Source organism: Acinetobacter nematophilus, assembly GCF_026344175.1.
Classification (GTDB): Bacteria; Pseudomonadota; Gammaproteobacteria; order Pseudomonadales; family Moraxellaceae; genus Acinetobacter; species Acinetobacter nematophilus.
This window is the reverse complement of the sequence record NZ_JAPKMY010000008.1, coordinates 22,343-45,197: the sequence shown is the minus strand read 5'-3', so window position 1 is coordinate 45,197 and position 22,855 is coordinate 22,343. Positions and strand designations below refer to the sequence as shown.

Sequence of the window (22,855 nt, the reverse complement as noted above, 5' to 3'; positions counted from 1 at the left end):
ATCATTCATAAGCATTTATATCAAAATTTTTAAAATCATCTACATATTAAAAAATCCCCATAAGTTAGGTACAACTCATGGGGATTTTTCATATTTAAACCCTAATCTTGTGAGTCAGGGTACAAAGGACGATTTCCGGGACTAATTCGGTTGATATGCAAGAAAGTCATATGACGCTCATACTTATCCAGAATATCATTAATCACTTGCTCTTTGGTGTATCCAACCAAGTCATTGTCCTGAGAACCTTCGTACAAAAAGGTTTCTAAACGATAGTAATGTTGCATACCGCGTTTACCCCGTTCACTAAAGGTCGGCGCAATATAGCGCACAGGCCAGATCTGATAAATGAAATTAAATTCTTCTTCGATGTAGATCGTTAAATCAAGATGATACAGCGAATCACTATCTTCGACTTCACCCTGTGTTACTTCGACACTCATGCCACGTTTAACTAATTCATCCGCAACTGTCTGAATCGCAGGTTTACACACGTTATCGAGCATACTGAGTGTTTCGCGACGACCGGGATGAAACATGACACGAGACAAACGTTGCTTCCAATTTAGAATATCAACATTCCCTACAACAGGCGCTGCATTTGGGCTACGGCTTGCTTTACGATAATCTTCTAAACGCAAGGATTTATACAAACCAGCCATCACCAACAACATGACAAAACTGAAAGGTAACCCCATGATGACTGTTGCACTTTGCAAAGCAGTGATCCCATTGGCCATCAGCATCGCTACCGTCAGTAGACCGATTGCAGTAGCCCAGAAAATACGTAACCAACGGGGAGCATCATTATCAACATTAGAGAATTTGGTCGTGAAGTTTCCGAGTACCAAAGCGCCTGAATCTGCTGAGGTAACATAGAAGAGTAAACCTGTCACTGTGGCTATACCCGCAATAAAGGCAAAGCCTGGATATTGTGCGAGTAAGTCATAGAATCCGTGCGCAGGATTGGTCAACACCGTTTGTGCCAATGCAGTATTACCATCGAAAATCACACTATGTAGAGCGCTATTACCGAAAATAGACAACCATGTTATCGTGAACAATAATGGAATGATCAAGGTTCCGCAGACGAATTCACGGATCGTACGACCGCGAGAAATTCTCGCCAGAAATAAACCGACAAATGGAGACCAAGCTACCCACCATGCCCAGAAGAACAAGGTCCAGCTATTCATCCAGTCTTTTGGTCGATCAAAGGCAAAGCTTTCTAGAGCCAAACTTGGAAAGCGACTGATATAATCACCGAAGTTCTGTACCAGTGCATTGAGCAGAAATTCGGTATTTCCAAGAAACAATACAAACAACATCAAGCCAATTGCAGCATAGATATTAATTTCAGACAGAACCTTGATGCCTTTATTTACCCCTGCGGTCACCGAAATAATGGTTACAATCACAGCGACTAAAATCAGTGCAATCTGAATCCAAAGATTTTCTGGAATATCAAACAGCACATGTAAACCATAATTGATCTGAACGACCGCAATACCGCAGGTAGTGGCGATACCAAAAATCGTGCCGATCACAGCAGCCGTATCAACAGTATGTCCAATAGGACCATCAATTTTTTTACCAAAGATTGGATATAATGCAGAACGAATTGTTAATGGCAAATTATAGCGGTAACTGAAATATCCCAATGCCATCCCAACCAAGGCATACATCCCCCACCCGGTTAAACCATAGTGGAACAATGTCCAGACCATGCCCTGTCGTGCAGCTTCATAAGTCTGTCCTTCACCGACCGGTGGGTTCATATAGTGCGATAACGGCTCTGCAACCGAGAAGAACATCAAGTCTGTCCCAATCCCGGCAGCGAACAACATCGCCGACCAGCTCAATAAACTAAACTCAGGTTTAGAGTGTTTAGGACCCAGTTTGATATCGCCATAACGTGAGAAAGCAATAAAAATCACAAAGATTAAATACAGTGTGGCAGCCAATAAATAATACCAGCTGAATTTATCGCTGACCCAAGCCAACACCACATTCAATAAATGATTGGCAAAGTCATTAAATAAAATCGTAACAAGTGCAAATGTTAAAATAAGTAGAGCTGAAACATAAAAAACCACACGATTTAAATGGTCTTTATTCGCTAATGTCGCATCATTAACTGCTCTTGGATTATCTGTTGCCATACAATCCTCAGGAAGTTAGAGAAAAAAAAGAAAACATTCATCCACGTCTGTCCATCGCTAAGTCGATGAAATACATATCTGAATAGAAAATGAAAACAAAAGTTAGTTACTCAAATTAAAATGTTTCTGATTTTTCAGTTGTGTAATGTGATGACTAGATTCACTTCGTGATCACTTGTCTTGCAGTAGAACTAATCTGATCCTGTTTAAGTGTTTTGACTGGGTCATACATAAACAGCAAAATAATAATGGAGCATAATAAACCAGAGAGCGCTACCGCACTTTCCAAGTCGAACTTTCAAGCAACAGCTGTCAAATATAGACTTCAGTAATCACCACAGACCAAAAAATGAGTAATCAAATTGGTGAGAAACTTTCATTACTTCCCCTTTCGAGGAATGATTTGCATCCGGAGTATAACAGAACCCATAAAGTCAAAAACAATACGAAACAAATTACAACACCCCGTTAACATAAGGATTAAGTGATAAATTTGAGACGCTCGAGCCCAGATAAAGCATGATGAATTAAAAACAAATCTTGGATACTGACGTTGCTTGCTTCCGCACAATCCACTGAAAGTCCAGCAGTCAATGCATCATTTCCTCCCGCAGCAGCAACCGCTGCACCTAGGACAGTATGCGCAAGAATGTGCGCTGTACTTCCCTCTGCATCCTTGGATTTAAAGTATTGACCTATCTCATAACTTGCAACAGGACTTAAGGTTGCTGTCGCTATGCCTAAACCTGAACTCGTAGGCGCTGACAATCCTGTTGATATCGTATCAACCAATACACCCAGTTTTTGATAGTTGGCGACTTTGTCATTATAGGCATTTAATTGGGTCTGCTCTTGTTTACTTAAGACCAAGCCTTGTTTTTGTTTGTCTATAATGGATTGACTTTTCTTAAATTTACTCTTAAAAAAACCTCTAAAATTTTAGAGGTTTTTTGCATTAATCATTAAATTCATCCATACATGACTGTATTTCATAAATAAACTGCGTTTTTGCTTTTCCTTGTTCATCTAGATTTAATATAAACTTTCTCCAATCACCACCTGTATGTGACTGCATTTCATCATGAAGTTCCTGGCTAAATTTTATAATCAAATCGTAATTAAAATCTGGAGGTAAATACTCTGTATGATTGCGAAAGAAAAATACCCCATATTCAGACCACCCCTCATCAGGATTAAATTTGTATTCGAATCTCCATGAATCATAATCAAAAGGTCGATATTTATGTACTTCTTGTACAATTTTATTCAATAATTCAACTTGATTATGCACTATTTCCCACCTCCAGACTCATTTTTAAAATTAACAGGTTTTTGACTAACACCATCTATTTTGTATCTAACTTCTAATGCATCAGGTCTTAATGATTTTGGATCGTTTCTTGAAAACTTAACTGTTACTTCACCAATAGATTTACCATCTTTCTCTGCCTTTCTAAAAAAAATAGTATTTTAAGAGAGTTCATAACCAGAATTCTTCATATTTTCAATAATTAGCTCATCAAACTGTTCATCACTTATTCCTCTTATTGATTTTATACTTCTCCAATTCCATATTAATGGTAAAACTTTGCTGTCTAACAATGTAAAATGAGCTAAAAACATATCTGCTAAGTCATATTTATCTAAAATATTATTCTCTAAAAGAAATGAATTGAATACTTCACTTGGCCTTTTACCACTTAATATTTCATTAAAAGATTCATTATTTTCCGAATATGACATATGTTACTCCTCCACTACTTTCAATTTCTTCAAATTTGTATAGCCATCTCTTTGAGCAATTTGTCCTGTACAAGTATTTAATTTAGCATCTAATATCATTTGACTATGCATATTGCTATTAAGCTGATTACATCTTTATTTTTATATTTATTTTTTCTCCACCCACTAAAGTGGAGGGGTTACTAAAAACACCAACCCCTTTTATTAATATCTACTACTCATGTAACAATTTTAAGAACTCATCAAAATTATTAGCTACATCATTAACAACCATAGAACTTGTTCCATCGTCAAAATCAACAAAGTCATCATGATAAACTAATACGATTTTAGGATTTGAAGTTTTAGAATCCTCTCGATAATCAAAACAAATATAATCACCATTTGCACATATTCCAAAAACAACTAGATCTTTTATACCATAATTTTCAAGGTCATTTACATTATCCTGATTACTTAAAATATCACCATCCAAATGATCAGATTTAAAACTTAAAAAGTTCAAATCCCGTTCATCTTCTTTATTATAAATATTTTTAAAATCAAAAATATTTTTCTCAAATCTCAAAGCATCATGATTTCGTATAAGATCAATATAATTGTTAGGAAAAAAATAACCTAGTTCATTTTGGACCCTTTTAATCTCATCTAATGAGTTTTTACCATTATCTCTACGAATATCCATAAGTTACACCACTATTTACCATCTTTTAATGAATTTTGACCTGAATGGGGAACAGCTTTATTTTAATGAAATTCATTTGGCACCAATTGCTTACTATTGGGTGACGACTGTGCATTATGATGCCATGTATAACCCTCAATTTTAGGTTCGCCTAAACGTAACTGTTCTAATTGATTTTTCTGAAATTTACTCTTAAAAAAACCTCTAAAATTTTAGAGGTTTTTTGCATTAATCATTAAATTCATCCATACATGACTGTATTTCATAAATAAACTGCGTTTTCGCTTTTCCTTGCTCATCTATAGTTAATATAAACTTTCTCCAATCACCACCTGTATGTGATTGCATTTCATCATGAAGCTTCTTACTTAAATCTTCTAAAGTTGAAAAATCGAATTTCTGTATAGTAGCTAAATAACTCTTATTATCTTTGCAATAATCTAAGTGAAAATTTGCCCATCCCTCATCGGGATTGAACTTATATTCAAAAATGAATGAATCATAATTCACAATACTATTAGTATGTATGTATTTAACAATATCATTTAAAATTTCAATCTGTTTGTTCATTTTATACCTCCACCAGCTTTATTCTCAAACATTACAGGATCTAGCTTTTTACCATCTATAGTAAATTCTACAAAAACTTTGTCTGGCCTTAATGAACTAGGATCATTTCTGGAAAACCTAATTGTTGCTTCACCTATGGTTTTACCATCTTTCTCAGCCTTTCTCACGATATTTTCAAAATATACCTTATAAGCTGAATTATTAAAATTTGAATTTTGTGGAAATAAATTATAAGCATCGCAAGTACCACCATAAACACATGCTTGAACATGTCCTCCTACATCTCCCTCATCACCTAATTTACCTAAATTTGTTTGACGAATGTCACGTTTACCTGGGTTTGAAAAATCAGGAGTAAAACTAATTTCTTCAACATATCCATGAGCATTCGTTTCAAACTTTGTACCATTTGATAATTCATATTTAGCATTCGGCTTTAAGTTATTCACTGCCACACTTTCAGGAGTTCCTTTTATTTTAGACTGTTCAAAGTCAACAGAGATTACCTCTTTGTTTTCACCTGTACCAACCGCCATAGTCGCGCCAGTAACTTCAGTTTTTCCTAGACCTCCACTTACATCTGCATTTCCAGTCATGGTAGTTGCTCCACCATTGACATCTGGTGTGCCCGCTACTGTTGCTGGTTTTGGTGTGAGGTGGTCATCAACATTTTTAATCGCTTCTTCTATGGCTTTACCTGTTTCTTTACCTGCTTTTTTTCCTACTGCACCTATACCAGCTCCACCTATCAACTCACCATATATTTGGGCTTCAAGTCTCGCTTTCTCATAGTCATCTTGTTGCATCTGGTATAGATCTAATGTGGTCGTGTATTTTTCTCTATTAATCGCTTCAGCATCTATAACTTTTTGCGCAATTTCTGGGGCGTTTTTAATAACCGTAGCTGTTGTATCTATCGCCTTTTGAGTACTTTCAGCAGGTTTTTCAACAAAATCAACAATCCCATTTAATATATTCCATCCTGTTTCTACAGCACCTTCGATACCTGTTTTTAATCCTTCAACAGTTCCTACAGCTGTACCCGCATCACGTTTTAATGGTTGAAGCAATTGATCACCAAGACCGAGTTCATTACTTTTAATTGCTCCATGCTTCTGAATAAACTCTTTTTTATCATTGTAATTTGCTGATTCTGTATCCGTACTTCCTCCAAGAGTATTTGTTAGAAATACATCTTTATTTTTAAAATCTTCTGGCGATGCAGTAAAGCCTTTACCCATTGTATCTATATAAGTTTTAGCCTTTTCTATTTCAGCATCAGTTAAATGACCTGCGTATGTATCGGTTGCATGAACTTTAATGGTTGGTAGTTGTTCACCTTTTTTTGCTCCTTTATTATCGTTAGTTATCGATAAATCACTATTCAAATCACTTACAGAAGTATTGGCAGTTTTTGCACGTAAATATTGATAACCTTCTTGATATTTTGATATTTCTGATTCAGATAGACTCCGATCAATACTATTCTTCCATCCTTCATCAATATTATATAATGCACCACGTGTTAAGATTGTATTCGCATCTTCTTCACTGATTCCTTTTTCTTTTGCATACTCTTTCGCTAGCTTTTGAATGAGATCAACTTCTTCTCGATGCAACTGACGATTATTTGAGTCAACATTTACTGCTGTAGCTACACTTGACGTATTTAATCCAACCGCAGTTCCTGCACCAAGTAGTGCCAAACTGCTTACACCGTTAACAACTGCCTCTGCGTTATCAGTTTTCATTCCTTTGTCAGTCAATGTTTTGACCATATTTTCTTGAATTTGATTTAGTGTAGGTGCAGCTGCTGCAATACCAGTTGTTGTTAAAGCACCTTCTATTGAACCTGTACTTAAAGCACCAATAGCTGTATGCATTGCAACGCGATAAACTCCTCCTTCATCCCATTTTTTTGCTTCTGCTTCATTTCCGAGTAATCTTTGTTTTAATGCTTGTTGCTGAGCATAATCAGCAACTACTTTAGGTGCATTCTCTCCAAACTTCTTCGTCACTTCCATCTGTAAGTTGATTTCACTTTGAACCTTATCTTTATCAAAGTTATTTTTCAACGCACCACTGTTTTCTCGGGCTGTATCTGTCGTTACACTGGTCAAGATGTCCGACTTGATCTGTTCAGCGGTTTTACCCGTTAAAGCTTGCTGACCTTGTTCATCTCGAATGGTGATATTAGACGTATTGATACCGCTCTTGGTCACACTGCTATCTTTATCACTGTCTAAACCAAAACCGATCGACTTACTTACACCTGTGGTCGTGGATGCATGTTGATCAACTTTATCTGGTGCTGAATATACAGTATCAGGCGTTTTACCACCTTTTTCATCACTTTTGCCTGCATTAAACCCTGAGCTTAAACTAATCCCTTTGGCATCATACTCACTGACGTTACGAATATCTGAATGCGTCAATGTGCCTGTATCTAAACTATTTTTTTTAAGTTTTCAGCAGTTTGTGTCGAAGTGATGATCGCACCTTTCAAATCAGTATTATTCTTCACATTGATCTGATAACCGTCATCTCCTGCAAAAATACCTGACTGTTCATTTACCGAAGCATAATTGGGGATTTTGTTGCTCTGCAAGCTCTTTCTTTGAACCCACACTAAAACCAATTCCGCCACTTGACATCAAGCCTGATTTTTTGTGCTGTACTCTGAGTAATTTAAGTATTTATTTTCAGCACCCAATTGATGATTCAAGATTTGAATACCTCAATCCATTAATATTATTTCCTTCCAAACAACCTTCCTAAAAAACTTTGGGGTTTCCAGTTCGGATCTAAAAAATCATAATGATAGTCGTAATGTTCTAAAGGTTTTATTGGCATAAGTTCCATTGGAACAAGCGAATTATCTATTTCTATCTCAAGTCCATTCATCCATGCCAATTTGGTGAACATGACTGGATGATGTGACCAAATTTCTCCACTAAGCTCTTCACCAAAATCTTTGTTATATGCTTTGTGTACTCGTGGTTTTAGTAAAGTCTGTATAATATCTATAATTTTATCTTTATCCTTATGATAAATTGCATCATATACACCAAATTCAAACTCTACTACTTCTCTTAATTTATTAATTTTTTGGTTGGCTGTGTCTTTTATTCGTTGATAATCCTCCCAATCATGTCGTAAAACTGCCTGTAAAGCATGAGTACGATATCTTGGATCATCTTTAGATGGTTTAAATTTTGCTTCTTGATAACTCGGCCCATAATCCCCCCACAATAAATTTACAGTGTCAAGATTACCAAACTTCTTAATTATCTCCTCACTATCGGATAATATAGGGAAGATAAATTCATCAGGTGTTGATAAACTATATCCCCTAGAATAATTGCAACTTTCTACTCGCAACAAACTTGCTACATAAAACCATTGTTTTAACTGATCAACATTATTGTCAATTAACCATGACTTAAATCCTTTAATTTCATACCCTATACTAATTAGAGTATATATATACCCATCATGCTGATTTTTTCCTATAGTTTCTCTCAACCTAATAGATAATTCAATTTCCTCATTAATATACAGAGAATTCAATCTATCAATTTTTTTTTCAATTTCTGAAGCAAGACTCATTCTATTTTACTCTCATTTGACCAAGATTAAGTGTTACTGCTCGTTTCTCATTTACACCTACCACAATTTTATTAATCGGCTTTTTATCTAGCTTAGCCTTTTGTAAAATCGCACTAGTCTTAACCGAATCTATATTATTTGATTCTTTCAGGGCTGTTATCCGACTATCAATCCATTTGTCTGACATTTGTACACCAATATCATTCGGCGAGTTTTTATTATCACTTAACTTTACTGAACCCCTCTCTTTTAAAGGCTTCACTTCAACAACATAAATTTCGCCATTCTTCATGTAAACACCATCAAAACAGTTACTTCCGCACTTACTTTCAAGTTTTGTATAACCACTATTTTTGAAGTAGCTATCCGCAATTTCCTCTCGTAAAATACCAGATTTATTATTATCTGTATTATTAAGTAATTGCTGTTGTTTATTTAAAACTTCTTTTGGTGGATCAATAATTTTTCCATTTTCAGAAATTTTCTTAGCACTAATATTTCCTGATGTCGAGGTTTTGACTGAATAATTCGGTACATTGAAAGGGATAAATTGAAAAAGCCCTGAATTTTCATTCAGGGCTTTTAACCTCAATTTTTATAAAAATTTTCGAGTATATTAATATGATGCTTACTATTTTTTTCTAAAAATTTCAAAAACTTCGACTTAGATTCGCCTACAAAATTGAAATATAATGTTTCCAATAGACCAGTAGCAATTGCATTACTTAATAGATCATCTTTTGAATTTAAACCATTTTCTATCATGACCATTAATTTTTTTAAAACATCATCACTCAATTCCAAATTCACAATTTCTCTTCCAAAATCACTCATCAATAATGTTAAAGGTGGTTTTTTTGGATACCAATAATTCAATTCATCCTCATATGTTTCTTTTAACATTGGCAACTCATCAATTAATTTTACAATAAAATCATCAATTATTTCCATTTTACTTTCCATTTAAAGCATTTTGTAGATCACGTAACATTTGTTCTGCAGCCATTTTATCATTTGTTGATGCATTCGGATTTTTAATGATCCATTCTTTTAACCCTTCTGAATAGTCATTAGCTTTTTGTGTGTGTAATTTACTTCCTACAGCCTCACCTGTTTCATTCTCATACCTTACTGCCGCACCAGTGCTACCATTCCCAATTTTTGCATTTTCTCTGTATAAGTCATTTGCAATATTTTGTAATTTTTTATCGTTTACAATTGGTTTCTGCATTTGAGAAGCTAAATTATCCAAAAGCCCTTCTTTAGCAATAGGAGTCGTATTAATATTAGAAAGCTCAGGTACAACCTCATCACCTTTACCAAACCACCCTTTAAAAGTATCTAGAACACCTGTAAACCAACTGCTCTTAGATGCAGTAACCACTATCGGTGTTAATTTTTGAATCGCTAATTCAGGTACAATTGAAGTGACAGCTAGCTCCACAGAACCTTTAGTCAATCCTTCTACATATTCCCTACCTTGTTTAGCATCAGGTTGTTTATAAGACTGTAGTAATTCCTGTATTTCCTTATCACTTAATCCTTTCTTTTTAGCATCACTAATGAGTGAATCAACACCTTGTGCCCAATTTGTATTTCCATAAGGTACTGAAAAATCATTATCCTCAACAGCATTCTGAGCAACCTGTCCACTCTGAACTGTACTTGATACATCGCCTGTAGTCGCTCCAACACCAGAGGCGACTAAACCAGTGATTGCACTGATCGTACTCTTTTCATCTGCCGTTAAATCTTTCGCATCCTTACCATATAAGTATTGCGCAAGTTTTGGTGCTGCCGCTTCTGCTCCACCCGCTGAAAGCCCAGCAGTCAATGCATCATTTCCTCCCGCTGCTGCAACTGCTGCACCTAGGACGGTATGCGCTAAAATATGTGCTGTGCTTCCTTCTGCATCCTTAGATTTAAAGTATTGACCTATCTCATAACTTGCAACAGGACTTAATGTTGCTGTCGCTATGCCTAAACCTGAACTCGTAGGCGCTGACAATCCTGTTGATATCGTATCAACCAATACTCCCAGTTTTTGATAGTTGGCGACTTTGTCATCGTAAGCAAATTGGGTTTGCTCTTGTTCACTTAAGTCTTATTTTAAAATTACTGTACTTTCGGTATACACCCTATAGAAATATTTTTGTTTCTAGGACTACATAAAGAAATCCAAAGAAAGTAGTTTGCAGCATCATAAGGAGAACTAAATATTGATAATTGCGACCTTATGTTTCTTTCACTATGAAATACAAGCCAAAAATCACCATCTCTGCAAATACACATTCCTCCATCAATATAACTAGCTTCTGACTCCCCAATATTAGCAATAAGCGCATTTTTTCCATGATTTATTAACTCTTCTTTTAATTGTTTATAAGCAATTGCCTCAGCATTAGATAACACAGAGTTACGTTCTAATTCATTTAAGTAAAATTTAAATTTATTTTCACCTAAACCTTCATATTCACCATCAATTTCAATTTTCATTATTTATCACCTAAATATCCAAATCTTTTTAATTGCTCAACATTAGCATATCCATTTGGTACTTCTGGAATTATTGCACGGATTTGCGACCCTCCGCCAGGCTGACCGAAAGCTGGTGAAATAATTTCATCTCTCACTTTAAACTCTTTCAAAACTACATAATTATGTAATGAATTTGGCCTCAAAGTTCCGGGTGGTAACGAACGCTGATCTAAAGGAACTTTAGAAGGAGCCATATACGATCCCGTTTCTGCACCAAATCGATCTATCTTTTCACCCACTACTGTTGACCGAATTTTTTCAGAGCCTAAAACTGCTCCGCCATTAGGTGCTTCTTTTTCCCAAGCCCAATTCCCACCAGATAATGGCTCTTTTGTTTTCCAATGTACAGCATTCTCTTCTCGATATTGATCATATTGTTGATAATCTTCTACACGACTATTACTCTCAACAGTTTGTTTTTTTAATGCTGCTTCTTCAGCCTTTTTTGAAGCTAATTTAGCTGCTTGTTTTTCTAAAATCAATTTAGCTGAATCTTTGATTAACTTACCTGAACCTATTAACTCTAATTCAGGATAAACAGGAACTACACCTTTAGATCCTTTTTCCAAACCATCTACTAAATCTTCATTCTCTCTTCTTACTGTACCTTGCGCTGTTTTATTGGCCGTTCCTGAACTTCCATAACTTTTCGGGTCATCTTTTGCTTTTAAGCCTGCCGTTTTTAAATCATATCCAAATAGGGATGTATTTTGTCTTTGTGAATCTGTCGCTTGGAATGCTTTTACAACTGATCCATTTTCTATAATTGGTTTATTACTACTATCTGTTATAACCTTACCTGCCATCGAATTAACTATCTTTGATGCATATGTAATATTTTTAGATAGTTGTTGTAAGCTAAAATCATTCGTATTTTTGCCAGCCTCATCCCATTGTTTTGCCATGGACATCAGCTGTTCACGACCTTTTGTATCTACTTTGCTATAGGCAACACTATATAAAAGAGTGAACCAATATTCATAACCATCTCGACTCATTTGACCATTTTGGGTTGCTAATTTAGCCGCCTCTTTCTTGAGCATTGCAATTTCATCAATATGAAGTTGGCGATTATTCATATCAATATTTGCAGAAATTCCACCTGTTGAAGTATTTCCACCTATAGTATTCCCAATACCAAAAGCTGCTGCTGTCGTGACAAAACCACTTAACCCTTCTGCTACACTTTTGGATAAACCACTGGCTTCTAGACTGGATTGCACTTGATCTTGTATTTTATTTAAAGTTGGTGCTGAAGCTGCTGTTGTTCCAGCTGCTAATGTGCTTGTTAGATCCCCCCCCATTAATGCACCAAGTGCTGAATGTGCTGCTACTCGGTATACACCACCCTCATCCCATTTCCTTGCTTCATTCTCTTGTCCTTGTTTTCTTAGAGCATCTGCCTTACTTTCAGCAAAATCAGCTACAGCCTTAGGCGCATTCTCTCCAAACTTCTTCGTCACCTCCATCTGTAAGTTGATTTCACTTTGAACCTTGTCTTTATCAAAGTTATTTTTCAACGCACCACTGTTTTCTCGGGCTGTATCTGTCGTTACACTAGTCAAGATGTCCGACTTGATCTGCTCAGCGGTTTTACCTGTTAATGCTTGCTGACTCTGTTCATCTCGAATGGTGATATTAGACGTATTGATACCGCTCTTGGTCACACTGCTATCTTTATCACTGTCTAAACCAAAACCGATCGACTTACTTACACCTGTGGTCGTGGTTGCATGTTGATCAATTTTGTTTGGTGTAGAAAGTACAGTATCAGGCGTTTTACCACCTTTTTCATCACTTTTGCCTGCATTAAACCCTGCACTTAAACTTATCCCTTTAGCATCATACTCACTGACGTTACGAATATCTGAATACGTCAATGTGCCTGTATCCGAACTATTTTTCTTTAAGTTTTCAGCAGTTTGTGTCGAAGTAATGATCGCACCTTTCAAATCAGTATTATTCTTCACATTGATCTGATAACCGTCATCTCCTGCAAAAATACCTGACTGTTCATTTACCGAAGCATAATTGGCATTTACATTCGACTTACTAAAACTACCTGAGGCATTGGCACCATTGGTTCCGACACTGACTTGTCCTGAGATATTTTGTTGCTTACTCTTGTAGGTTGCTTTGTCCTGTAAGCTTTCGATGTTCAGCTCATTGGCATCAATCTGTACACCTTTACCTTGTACTTGACCACCAATAATATTGGTCGCATTGCCACTGCTGATCGTGGTTGAACTGTCTTTAGAACCCACATGACTGTTCACATAACTGGTGTCTGTGCCATTGCCTTTGCCTTTACCCAGATTTCCTCCAGCAGTGACCCCAAACCCTGTTTGACTACTGACTGAAACCCCAGCATTCCAACCTGCACTCTTGTTCCCAGACGCTTCAATGGTTTTTTGTTCAGCCGCTTTAATGTTCACATCATGGTCGGCTGCCAAATGAGTCCCTTGCATACCCACAACATCTGAACCAATAATATTAATATTGGATTTTTCACCTGCGCCTGTGGCAACTATATTGGTTTTTCCACCTGCATAAACTTGGCTCTGACTCGCAGTCGTACTTTCTGAATGGCTAAATTGGGTATTTTTCTGTTCACCGTAAGTCAGACTTACACCGACTTCTACGTTGCTCGCGTTTTTAATATCACTCACAACCTTGCCAATTTGTTGAAGAGATTGTCCAGCTTTATAAGCATCAAATCCTGCATTGGCTGCTGCCATTGCATTGACACGGTCGTTCTTGCTTTGACCCACCTGTTTACTTGAATCCAATGCGGATTGAACAGCACTGACCACTGGAACATTCACAGCAAGCGTTAAGCCCTTTTGTTCCATTTCATATTTATAATCACGCGTGCTTTGTTCTTTTGCAGCTTCAATATTGACTTGTTGTGCCAATATATTTACATCACCTTTTTGTGAGGAAACCGTACTTCCTGTTTGCTGGTAAGTTTTGCCTGCAATAATATTGGTATTGCCATTTAAACTGCCAACGCTCGATCCTGTATTGGTATGTTTAGTTTGTTCTTGTTCCGTACGCTCTTTCTTTGAACCCACACTAAAACCAATTCCGCCACTTGACATCAAACCTGATTTTTTAACGCTCGACTCTGAATAATCTAGGTATTTATTTTCAGCACCCGTAATACTGACATTCTCTTTCGCCTGAATCTGGGTGAGTTCGTCAGAGACCACCTGACTACCACGGATATTGATATTGTTGGCATCAAGAATCACATTTTTGCCATCAAGCGTACTCGCAACAGCCTCATCACTCAGATGACGTGTACGTTCTTGTTCTAACTTACTACTTAAAACCCCTTTACTCGAAAACTGTGTAGCTTGCTCAATATCTGATACTTTTCTACCCTCTGATATATCAATATTCTGTTGAGCTGATAGTATCGTTGAACCCTTCTCACTGGAAACTTGTGAACCTTTCACTGCGATATTTTCAGCTTGCAAACGGGTGTCACCTACACTTTGAATCACAGATCCTACATCTTGCTGTTTTTTACTATAATTATAATTATCTTGATCAGCATATCCACGATTATTAATCTCAGTCGAGATACCGCCAATGTCCAAATTTCCTTGAGTCTGAATTCTAGTTGAACCATTGTTATTCTGAATCTCAGCGGCTTTTAAAGTCGTATCTCCACCCACTTTGATTGAAATCGAAGTTGTTAGATTTTTTCCATCAGCTTGCTTTAAAGGGGCATTGGTATAAATGCCTGCCAAACGATCCAAACCTGTGTAGCTAAATACACTTTCACCAACAATATTTTGACTGCTTTGCGTTGAACTTTCTAAATTAAAGTTTCGCCCTACATTTAAATCAACGGCTTGATCAGCTTGAATTTGACCGCCAACAATATTTAAATCTTGACGCGTATTTAGCCCGACTTGATTCCCTTGAATCCTACCATTCAATAACTTTATGTTATCCGCACTGAGTACAACCGCTTGTCGTCCTGCAATCGTCCCTGAATTAATTACATCACCTTTGACATCTAATTTAATCGAGTCAGCTGAGATCAGTGTTCCATCACCTTTTAGATCACCTACTCTGGCTTGAACATAAACCTGTGGCACTAAAGCTTTGGTCGTCGTACCGTCCGCGAGTTTGATGGTTTTTTCTTCCATCCACACAATATCGCTAGTAAGTTGCGCAATTTGAGCATCGGTTAAAGCAATACCTGGTCTTAAGTTATAAAGTTTGGCAAAGCTTAAACCATTATTCATCAATGCCTTATACTGTTCTTCATCAGAACCATAGCCTTCAAGGAAGCGGTAACCTGTGAGTTTTGCCACTTGGTCTTGAACTAAGCGTTGCTCATAGTAACCATCCCCTAAGCGTTTTTGTTTCAACGCTGGATCAAGATCCATCGCATCTAACATATAGTCAGACGACAGCCATTTTTTATAATTAGAAAAGGCTGGATCTGTTTCGACCAAATATTTTGCTTGGCTATCTTTGGTGCTAATAAATAATGCATTGCTCGGTAGCGTCAAATAATCTTGCGAAATCGTCCGTACCGCTATTTCACCTGTCTGGCTGATTGCAGTTGAATCAGTTGTTACACCCTCAACTTGATGGTTTTTGACCTGATCTACATCATGTTGTTGAGCATTCACATCTGTAGACTGTTTTGCATTGACATCCAATTGATCTGGTGCAAGCGGTTGTTGTGCATCACTTGCGCTTTCTTGTACAACCGTTCCAGACTTCGAGTCTATTTGCTGCTTGTGAACTTCTTGGGTGTTTAAAGCACTTTGTATGGCTTTTTGAGCATCTTCTATTTTTTGTTGGACTTGCGCTACTGTTAATTTTTCAACAGGATTATCTGATTGACTTGTCGTGTATTCTTTGACTATACCCAGCTTGATTGGCATCGTTTCAGATTTTGGTGCTGGTGAATAATTAACATCCCGCCCCCATTCATGTTTATGGCTGGTATGAGTTTTATTCCAACCGACGGAATGGGTATTACTAAATCCACCTGATGCAACAGAATCTTGACTGTAGAGCTGAGTAGCATCATTAATAATCTTATCAAGACCATTGGTAATGGCTAAACCCACCAGAACTTGACTGTCTTTATTGCTAAATACTGCATTATTATCAAATCCAAGATTCCTCCCTGCAATAATCTGCGCAGGACTAGTAGACTGCACCTCATCTTCACTATGGATATTGGTATAGATATAACGTGTCCACTCCTCACCTATTTCTTTGGTTGGAGCACCACCCTCCACCTCAGGTACAAATAAAACTGCATCACTTAATCCTCGACTGGAATTTCCAAGTCGAATTATACTCGAGTCCCAACGTTGTCCATCACGTTCATATTCGGTTACTTTTTCTCGGCTTTTTTCAACCAACTTATTTATAACAAGGTTTTCATTGATATTTTGGATCGATTTGGCACCTAGGTACATATCACCAAGTGACTCAATCACCGCACTGCCATTATAGATTTTATCCGCATTGCCTTGGGCTTTTAGATCTGTATCTAAACTTCCACCAACATTTAAATCACCTGCACTAAAGATCCATGCATTATCTCGCGCACTTTCTTTAACTATACCACCCGACTGATTATTTAAGATTTGAATGCCTAAATCCATATCACCACGGGAGGCAATCACTGCGCCTGTGCCAGCCGAGTTGGACTTGTTATCTAAGGTGTTGGCCTGTATCGCAACATGCGTACCATAAATCCGTGCGCCATCATTCCAAACACGATTGGCCTGAATATGGGTCAGCTCACCATTGATTAAACCTTGGTTGTGTGCGGTATCTTGAGCAATCAGATGGGTCTCATTGGATGAAATACTCGCACCTACTTGGTTTTGAATATTTTTTGCATTGAGTTCAACTTTTTGCCCTGCGGTCAGTTCAGACTGATTGATTAAGTCTTGTTCTGTGCTGAGCTTTAATGTGCCATTGGCAGCAATTTGATCTGCTTGGGTATGGGTATAGCTTTGTTTTAAGTCGATATCGACATTACCCTCACTGATGATCTTACCTTTGTTAATCAATTCATTGGCTTTAATATTGAGTTGATTCTTTGCTAATAATTCACCCTCTGTATTATTTAAATTCAGCGTCTTATTCGCTGTACCCATACTGAGTGTATTTAAACTGCTGATTGAACCCAATTGATTTTTTAATGCTTGGCTGATATTCAATATGGCATTGTCGCTGGCACGGATCACACCAGATTGGTTATCGAGTATTTGTGCATTGATTTCAATATGTTTCGCATCAAGTCCACCCAGTACAGTGCTATCCTTGGTCTGCGCATTGATGAATTGATTAGCCGTTGCAGTCAGTTTTTCACCTGCAACAATATGACTACCTACACCACTATTATTGATCGTATCTGAATTTAAACTGACATTTTGCTGTGCCTGAATTTGCCCAGCAAGGTTATCAATACGTCCGCCAATTGTTTTCTGATGAATGTTTAAGTCTGCTTGGCTATTGATTTGACCGCTGTTGTTATTAATATTCTGTGCAGTGATATTGCCTGAGCCAATCGCTGCAATATAACCGCTGGTATTTTCAAGCTGAGTAATATTGAGCAGATCAAGACTGCCTTGGCTGAGTATTCCCGCATTGCTTCCTGAATGATTATTTAGCAAGGTATTTTGTTGTGTATCAATCTTAACTGACTGTTCAGCTTGAATTAAGCCTGTTTGGTTATCCAGTTTTCCTGTTTTTAACGCCACTGTTTTAGCAATTATTTTTCCGTTTTGATTATTCAATTGCTGTTGTTGGCTGTCTAAACTCACCAAGCCATTTGATGCAATTTGTCCATTGTTGTTGTCCACACCAACAGCAGTCAATTGTGCATTTTGTGCTGCGTAAATATCGCCGTTTTGGTTAATCAATTGTCCTTGTGCAGCAATCTGAAGATCAGATTTTTCTGATCTAATCGTACCTTCAGTATTATCCAAAACATGGCTTTGTATATCTAAATTTTTCCCAGCAAGCAATACACCCTTATGGTTTTGAATATCCCCTTGAACATGAATTTGTGCTTGATCTTCAGAGTAGATCTGCCCTTGCTGATTGTTCAATTGCTTGCTGCTTAAATCCAACTGATTTTTGCTATAGATGGTGCCCTGTTGGTTATTCAGTGCCGCTGCATTAATCTTGGCTTGCGTGCCTGCAAATATTTCACCTGACTGATTGTTGAGGTTCTGCTCTACGTTCAAATCCAGTTGATTCTGTTCTGAACGGATTTTGCCTGCCGTATTGTTCAGATTTTTAGCTTGAATCTGAACGAGTTGATTAGCTGCAATCGTACCTGATTGGTTATTGAGTTGTTCTGCAACCGTTAATTGTAATTGATCTTTGGCATAGACCGTACCTTCTGTATTGTCCCACTGTTGGACAGTAGCAGTAACAGACTTATCCGCAATCACTTTACCTTTTTGATTGGTGATTTTGGCTGCATTCAATTCAATGGCTTTTGCTGCGGAGATTTCACCTGATTGGTTGCTGATATTGTTTTGAACATGGAGTTTAAGTTGATCTTTTTGTGAACGAATTTGCCCTACATCATTGATGACGGAGTCAGCTTTGATGTCCGTCAATTGTTCAGCAGCAACAACACCTTGAGTATTGTTGAGCTCACCTGTGGCTAAGAGCTGTAATTGTTCAGCGGCATATACAACACCTTCGGTATTATTCAAATGATTGACTTGAACATTGGCATTTGCACCCGACTGGATTTTACCTTTTTGCGAAATAACGTTCTGTGCAGTTAAATTCAGATTTTTCGCGGCTGAAATTAATCCGCTATTGTTCTGAATATCTTGAATAATACTAAGATTTACATCCGCATTTTCTGAACGGATTTGTCCTGCTTGATTGAATAAATTCTGTGTATTTAGATTGAGATTTTGGTCTGCTGCAAGTATACCTGCACTGTTATCCGTTGTACCTGAAACATTCAGATCCAGTTGTTTTTTAGTATAGATTGTGCCTGATTGGTTATTGAACTGTGCAACATCTATCTTGGCATCAGTACCCGCAAGTAATTGACCACCTTGGTTTTCAACATGTGCAGCATCAATATTTAATGCGTTGCCACTTTGAATACTCCCTGCCTGATTATTCAAGCTCTGCGTAATCTTCAAACTTGCATCGCCAGATTCAGTTTGTATCTGACCTTTTTGATTATTGAGATTTTTGGCTTCTATCGTCAGTTGCAGTTTTGAAGCAATTAAACCCTGTTGGTTGGAAACATCTTGTGTTGCATGCAGTCCTAATTTTCCTGCTGCATAAACAGTACCAGCATCGTTATTCAATTGATCTGTCTGTAGATCAACATTGCGTCCTGCAATAATTTTACCTGACTGATTTTCCAATTTCTGACTAAGAATCGTTAAATCTTTATCTTCAAGCGTTTGGATCACACCTTGTTGGTTATTTAAATCGGCAGTTTTAAAGTTCGCATGACCCGCAGCACTGATTACACCTGAAGTATTATTCAGTGTTTGCGCAACATTCAGATTCAGTTGTCCATTGGCATCACTTTGAATCAATTGCCCTTGTTGATGGCTGAGTGCTGTGGCATTTAAATCAATCTGTTGCGCTGAGGTGCTGGCTTGGTCTAGGTTGGCTGTGCCTAATTCGAGTTGTAGATGGCTATTACTTTGGATTTTACCCTGTTGTCCTTGCAAGTTTTGCGCTGTAATTTTTAACTGCTGATCGCCTGCATGGAGAATTTCACCTGCTGTGGAGTTTAAAATATTGGTTTTAATTTCTGTATTGTTGGCATTACTGATCATCTGACCAGCATGGTTATCAATCTGATCCGCCACATCCAGAATAAAATCTTGTTTACCTGTATGTTGAATTAAGCCCTGATCATTGTTCAACTGTGCTGTATGTATAGTGACGTGTTCCGCACTGTACTGTCCTTTTTGATTGACAATATTTTGCGTTGCAGTTAAATCCAATTGCTGATCTGCAATGATTTTGGTATTGCTTGTATTCAGCTGTGTAGTTTCAATTTTAACGTTTTTGGCTTGGCTTTCACTTTGGCTTAAGTCCGTGCGTTGAACTGCTTTAATTTGAATTTGTTTGCCTGATAAAATCTTGCCTGCAATCTGTACATTTTGTCCATCAATATTAAGGATGGCATCGGTATTGCTGAGTTTTCCGTCTTTGTCTAATCCAGCTGCCCATACGGCATTTTGATTACTTTCAATGCTGTTTGACTGAACATTAATTCGGTGGTGTGCAGCAAGCTGACCATGCTGTTTCAACTGAGTGACTGTTAAATCAGCACTATTGCCAGCATAAATTTGCCCAGTACTTTGTAACTGCTGTGCATCCAATTTTAGGTTTTGTGCAGCAATCAAATTCCCTGCTGAATCCTGCATCGTACCATTATCAATTTGTCCCACACTGATATTGAGATCAGCTGCTTTAGACTGGATCGTACCCTGTTGGTTATTTAAGTTCTGGCCTGTCAGGTGTACATTCTGTGCCGAAATCTCCCCTTGAGTATTGTCTAAAGTTTGAATAGAAAGTTTGGCATCCGCATTCACTGAACCCATTACGCCTTGTGTATTATTCGTATTCACAGAAGTTAGAGTGAGTGCATCCGCAGCAAGGATTTGACCTAGGCTGTTATCAATCTTGGTCGAGGTGAGGTTGAATGTTTTGGCACTTTGTAAACGGCCTTGGCTATTGTTAAGTTTTTGTGCCGTTAAATCAAAGCTTTGATTGGCATCAATCAGACCTTTCTGGTTATCTACATTCTGAGCTGTGATATTCACCACTTTAGCCGTCAATTTACCTTGTTGGTTTTCGAAATTTTGTCCATTAAATTGTAATTCAGGCAGTTGAATTTCACCGCCCTTGTTTTTAATGCTGTCTTGTACGTTTAGACTGATATCTGCATTGTTTACAATACGACCTTCAATATTGGCAATATCTTGAGCAATCTGGATATGCCCAGCTTCAAAAGTCTTTGGAGTTAAATCTGACGGTTCAGCTACACCAACTGTACTGGAATCTTTTGCGGTAGATTGCTGCTCGGGATCTGTCACTGTAGGTTCTGTTGTGCCGCCAGGTTGCTGTCCCGTACCTGTATTCTCTTTCGCCGCCTGCCCGATCAGACCTAAGCTATTGTCTAAAGTTTTACTGTGGATATTGAGTTGTTGCTGACCTGTTTGTTCGATTTTACCTTTATTATTACTTAAGTTTTGCGCAGTAAAATCAACTCGTCCAGCATTAATCACACCTTCATTATTGTTAATTTCACCTTGAACTTTGAGTTTAATTTCATCATTGGTCGCAATCAAACCATTGTTTTGAAAATTATCGGCTTGGATTTGAATTTTGTGTTGGGTGCTACTGATATTGCCACTATTCTTAACGTCTTGTGCTTGAACAATAACTTGATCTTTATTGGCAATCATATTGCCCGTATTGGTCAGATCACCATTGGCACTTAAACTTAGTTGCCCTGTCGTTGCATTGATTGAGCCTGCATTACGTACACCTAAACCATTTTCAGTTCCGACCAAATAGATTTTTCCAGCGTACATGCCACCCAATTGACCCACATCAAGGGCAAAGTTTGGTTGAGATGTTGTATTCGTTCCGCTCGCTGCTTTGGCAATTTGTGGTGCAGATGGGTCTTGAATACTGATGTCGTTTTGACCCAATACTGTTTTGAGCTCATTGGCATATAAGCCTGCATTGACATTTAAAGCACGTGTATAGATATCCGTATAAGGCGTTAAACTTCCATTTAAGCCTTTCCCTTCAATCGTGACTTGACCTTCACGCACTCGAAACGAATCAAGATAACCTTGATGCATCACCGCCTGACCCGTCGTTAAAGTAAAACGGTCTGCATTAATCACCCCACAACCATCACAGACCAAACCTGACGGATTGGCAATCACCACTTGAGCTTGTTTACCTGCAACTTCCAAATAGCCTTTGAGTTGACTTGGATTACTACTGTTCACTTCATTTAAAATAACTTTAGCTTCGCCTTTGGCCAGCCAAGGGTTACCTTGCACCCAACCACCCAATTGGGTTTGGGTGTTGTTTCGCGCATTATTCAGAATCGCACCTTCTTGCCCAACATCAAATTGGGTATAGGTATTACGTGATACACCGCCTGCGCTTGGGGTTTGAATATTGACTTGTGTTAAGCCATTACTGGTATTGAGTATGGTCGCTTGTTGTGAATTGGGTGCTGATTTATCTGCAACGATATGGCTTTCAGCGATTGTCGCCATCGGCAAGGTATAAATTGCCGCGCCTAATAAACTCACCACTGCAAAGTTGACTGGATTTAGCTTTTTATAAGTGATTGAAGATGCGCCTGTGACATCCTCTATTTCGATTTCACCAATCGCATGTGATTGCCCTGCCGTTTTTGTACGGCTTTTTACAATCTCAGCAACCGCAATAAACATGCCACGCGCTTGGCTAAAAATAATACGATAACGATTCTTATTCATAATGTTTTACCTTAATTTTTTAA

General features: G+C 37.7%; 11 protein-coding genes and 3 pseudogenes. All 14 read right to left on the bottom strand.

Annotation, left to right across the window (positions count from 1 at the left end; translation table 11 throughout):
* Nucleotides 1–101 precede the first annotated feature (101 nt).
* Nucleotides 102–2,162, bottom strand: coding sequence for a choline transporter (locus tag OSH00_RS14460; RefSeq protein ID WP_266131006.1), 2,061 nt, complete (start codon nt 2,160–2,162; stop codon nt 102–104).
* A 555-nt stretch (nt 2,163–2,717) separates the two neighbouring features.
* Nucleotides 2,718–3,071 (bottom strand): annotated as a pseudogene (locus OSH00_RS14455) (hypothetical protein); the annotation flags it as partial.
* Between the two features lie 46 nt (nt 3,072–3,117).
* Entirely contained in the window at nt 3,118–3,453 is a 336-nt protein-coding gene (locus tag OSH00_RS14450; protein ID WP_266131004.1) for a hypothetical protein, read from the bottom strand.
* A gap of 179 nt (nt 3,454–3,632) precedes the next feature.
* A complete protein-coding gene (locus OSH00_RS14445) occupies nt 3,633–3,905 on the bottom strand; it encodes a hypothetical protein (RefSeq protein ID WP_266131003.1) in 273 nt (90 codons plus the stop codon).
* Between the two features lie 214 nt (nt 3,906–4,119).
* A complete protein-coding gene (locus tag OSH00_RS14440) occupies nt 4,120–4,590 on the bottom strand; it encodes an SMI1/KNR4 family protein (RefSeq protein ID WP_266131002.1) in 471 nt (156 codons plus the stop codon).
* Nucleotides 4,591–4,818: 228 nt separating this feature from the next.
* Entirely contained in the window at nt 4,819–5,160 is a 342-nt protein-coding gene (locus OSH00_RS14435) for a hypothetical protein (RefSeq protein WP_266131001.1), read from the bottom strand.
* Nucleotides 5,157–5,696, bottom strand: coding sequence for a DNA/RNA non-specific endonuclease (locus tag OSH00_RS20590; protein ID WP_420909533.1), 540 nt, complete (start codon nt 5,694–5,696; stop codon nt 5,157–5,159). Before OSH00_RS20590 ends, OSH00_RS14435 begins: the two co-directional genes overlap by 4 nt.
* 1,437 nt (nt 5,697–7,133) lie before the next feature.
* Nucleotides 7,134–7,765 (bottom strand): annotated as a pseudogene (locus OSH00_RS20585) (VENN motif pre-toxin domain-containing protein); the annotation flags it as partial.
* Between the two features lie 146 nt (nt 7,766–7,911).
* Nucleotides 7,912–8,769, bottom strand: coding sequence for an Imm49 family immunity protein (locus OSH00_RS14420; RefSeq protein ID WP_266130998.1), 858 nt, complete (start codon nt 8,767–8,769; stop codon nt 7,912–7,914).
* Nucleotide 8,770: 1 nt separating this feature from the next.
* Entirely contained in the window at nt 8,771–9,361 is a 591-nt protein-coding gene (locus tag OSH00_RS14415) for a hypothetical protein (RefSeq protein WP_266130997.1), read from the bottom strand.
* On the bottom strand, nt 9,358–9,720 hold the full coding sequence (locus OSH00_RS14410; protein ID WP_266130996.1) for a DUF7674 family protein: 363 nt from the start codon (nt 9,718–9,720) through the stop codon (nt 9,358–9,360). The genes OSH00_RS14415 and OSH00_RS14410 overlap by 4 nt, the downstream gene beginning before the upstream one ends.
* 643 nt (nt 9,721–10,363) lie before the next feature.
* Nucleotides 10,364–10,870: pseudogene (locus OSH00_RS20580) on the bottom strand (VENN motif pre-toxin domain-containing protein); the annotation flags it as partial.
* A 14-nt stretch (nt 10,871–10,884) separates the two neighbouring features.
* Entirely contained in the window at nt 10,885–11,265 is a 381-nt protein-coding gene (locus OSH00_RS14400) for a hypothetical protein (RefSeq protein WP_266130994.1), read from the bottom strand.
* The gene (locus OSH00_RS14395) at nt 11,265–22,832 is read right to left on the bottom strand and encodes a two-partner secretion domain-containing protein (protein WP_266130993.1); all 11,568 of its coding nucleotides are present in this window, start codon (nt 22,830–22,832) and stop codon (nt 11,265–11,267) included. The genes OSH00_RS14400 and OSH00_RS14395 overlap by 1 nt, the downstream gene beginning before the upstream one ends.
* Nucleotides 22,833–22,855: the final 23 nt, after the last annotated feature.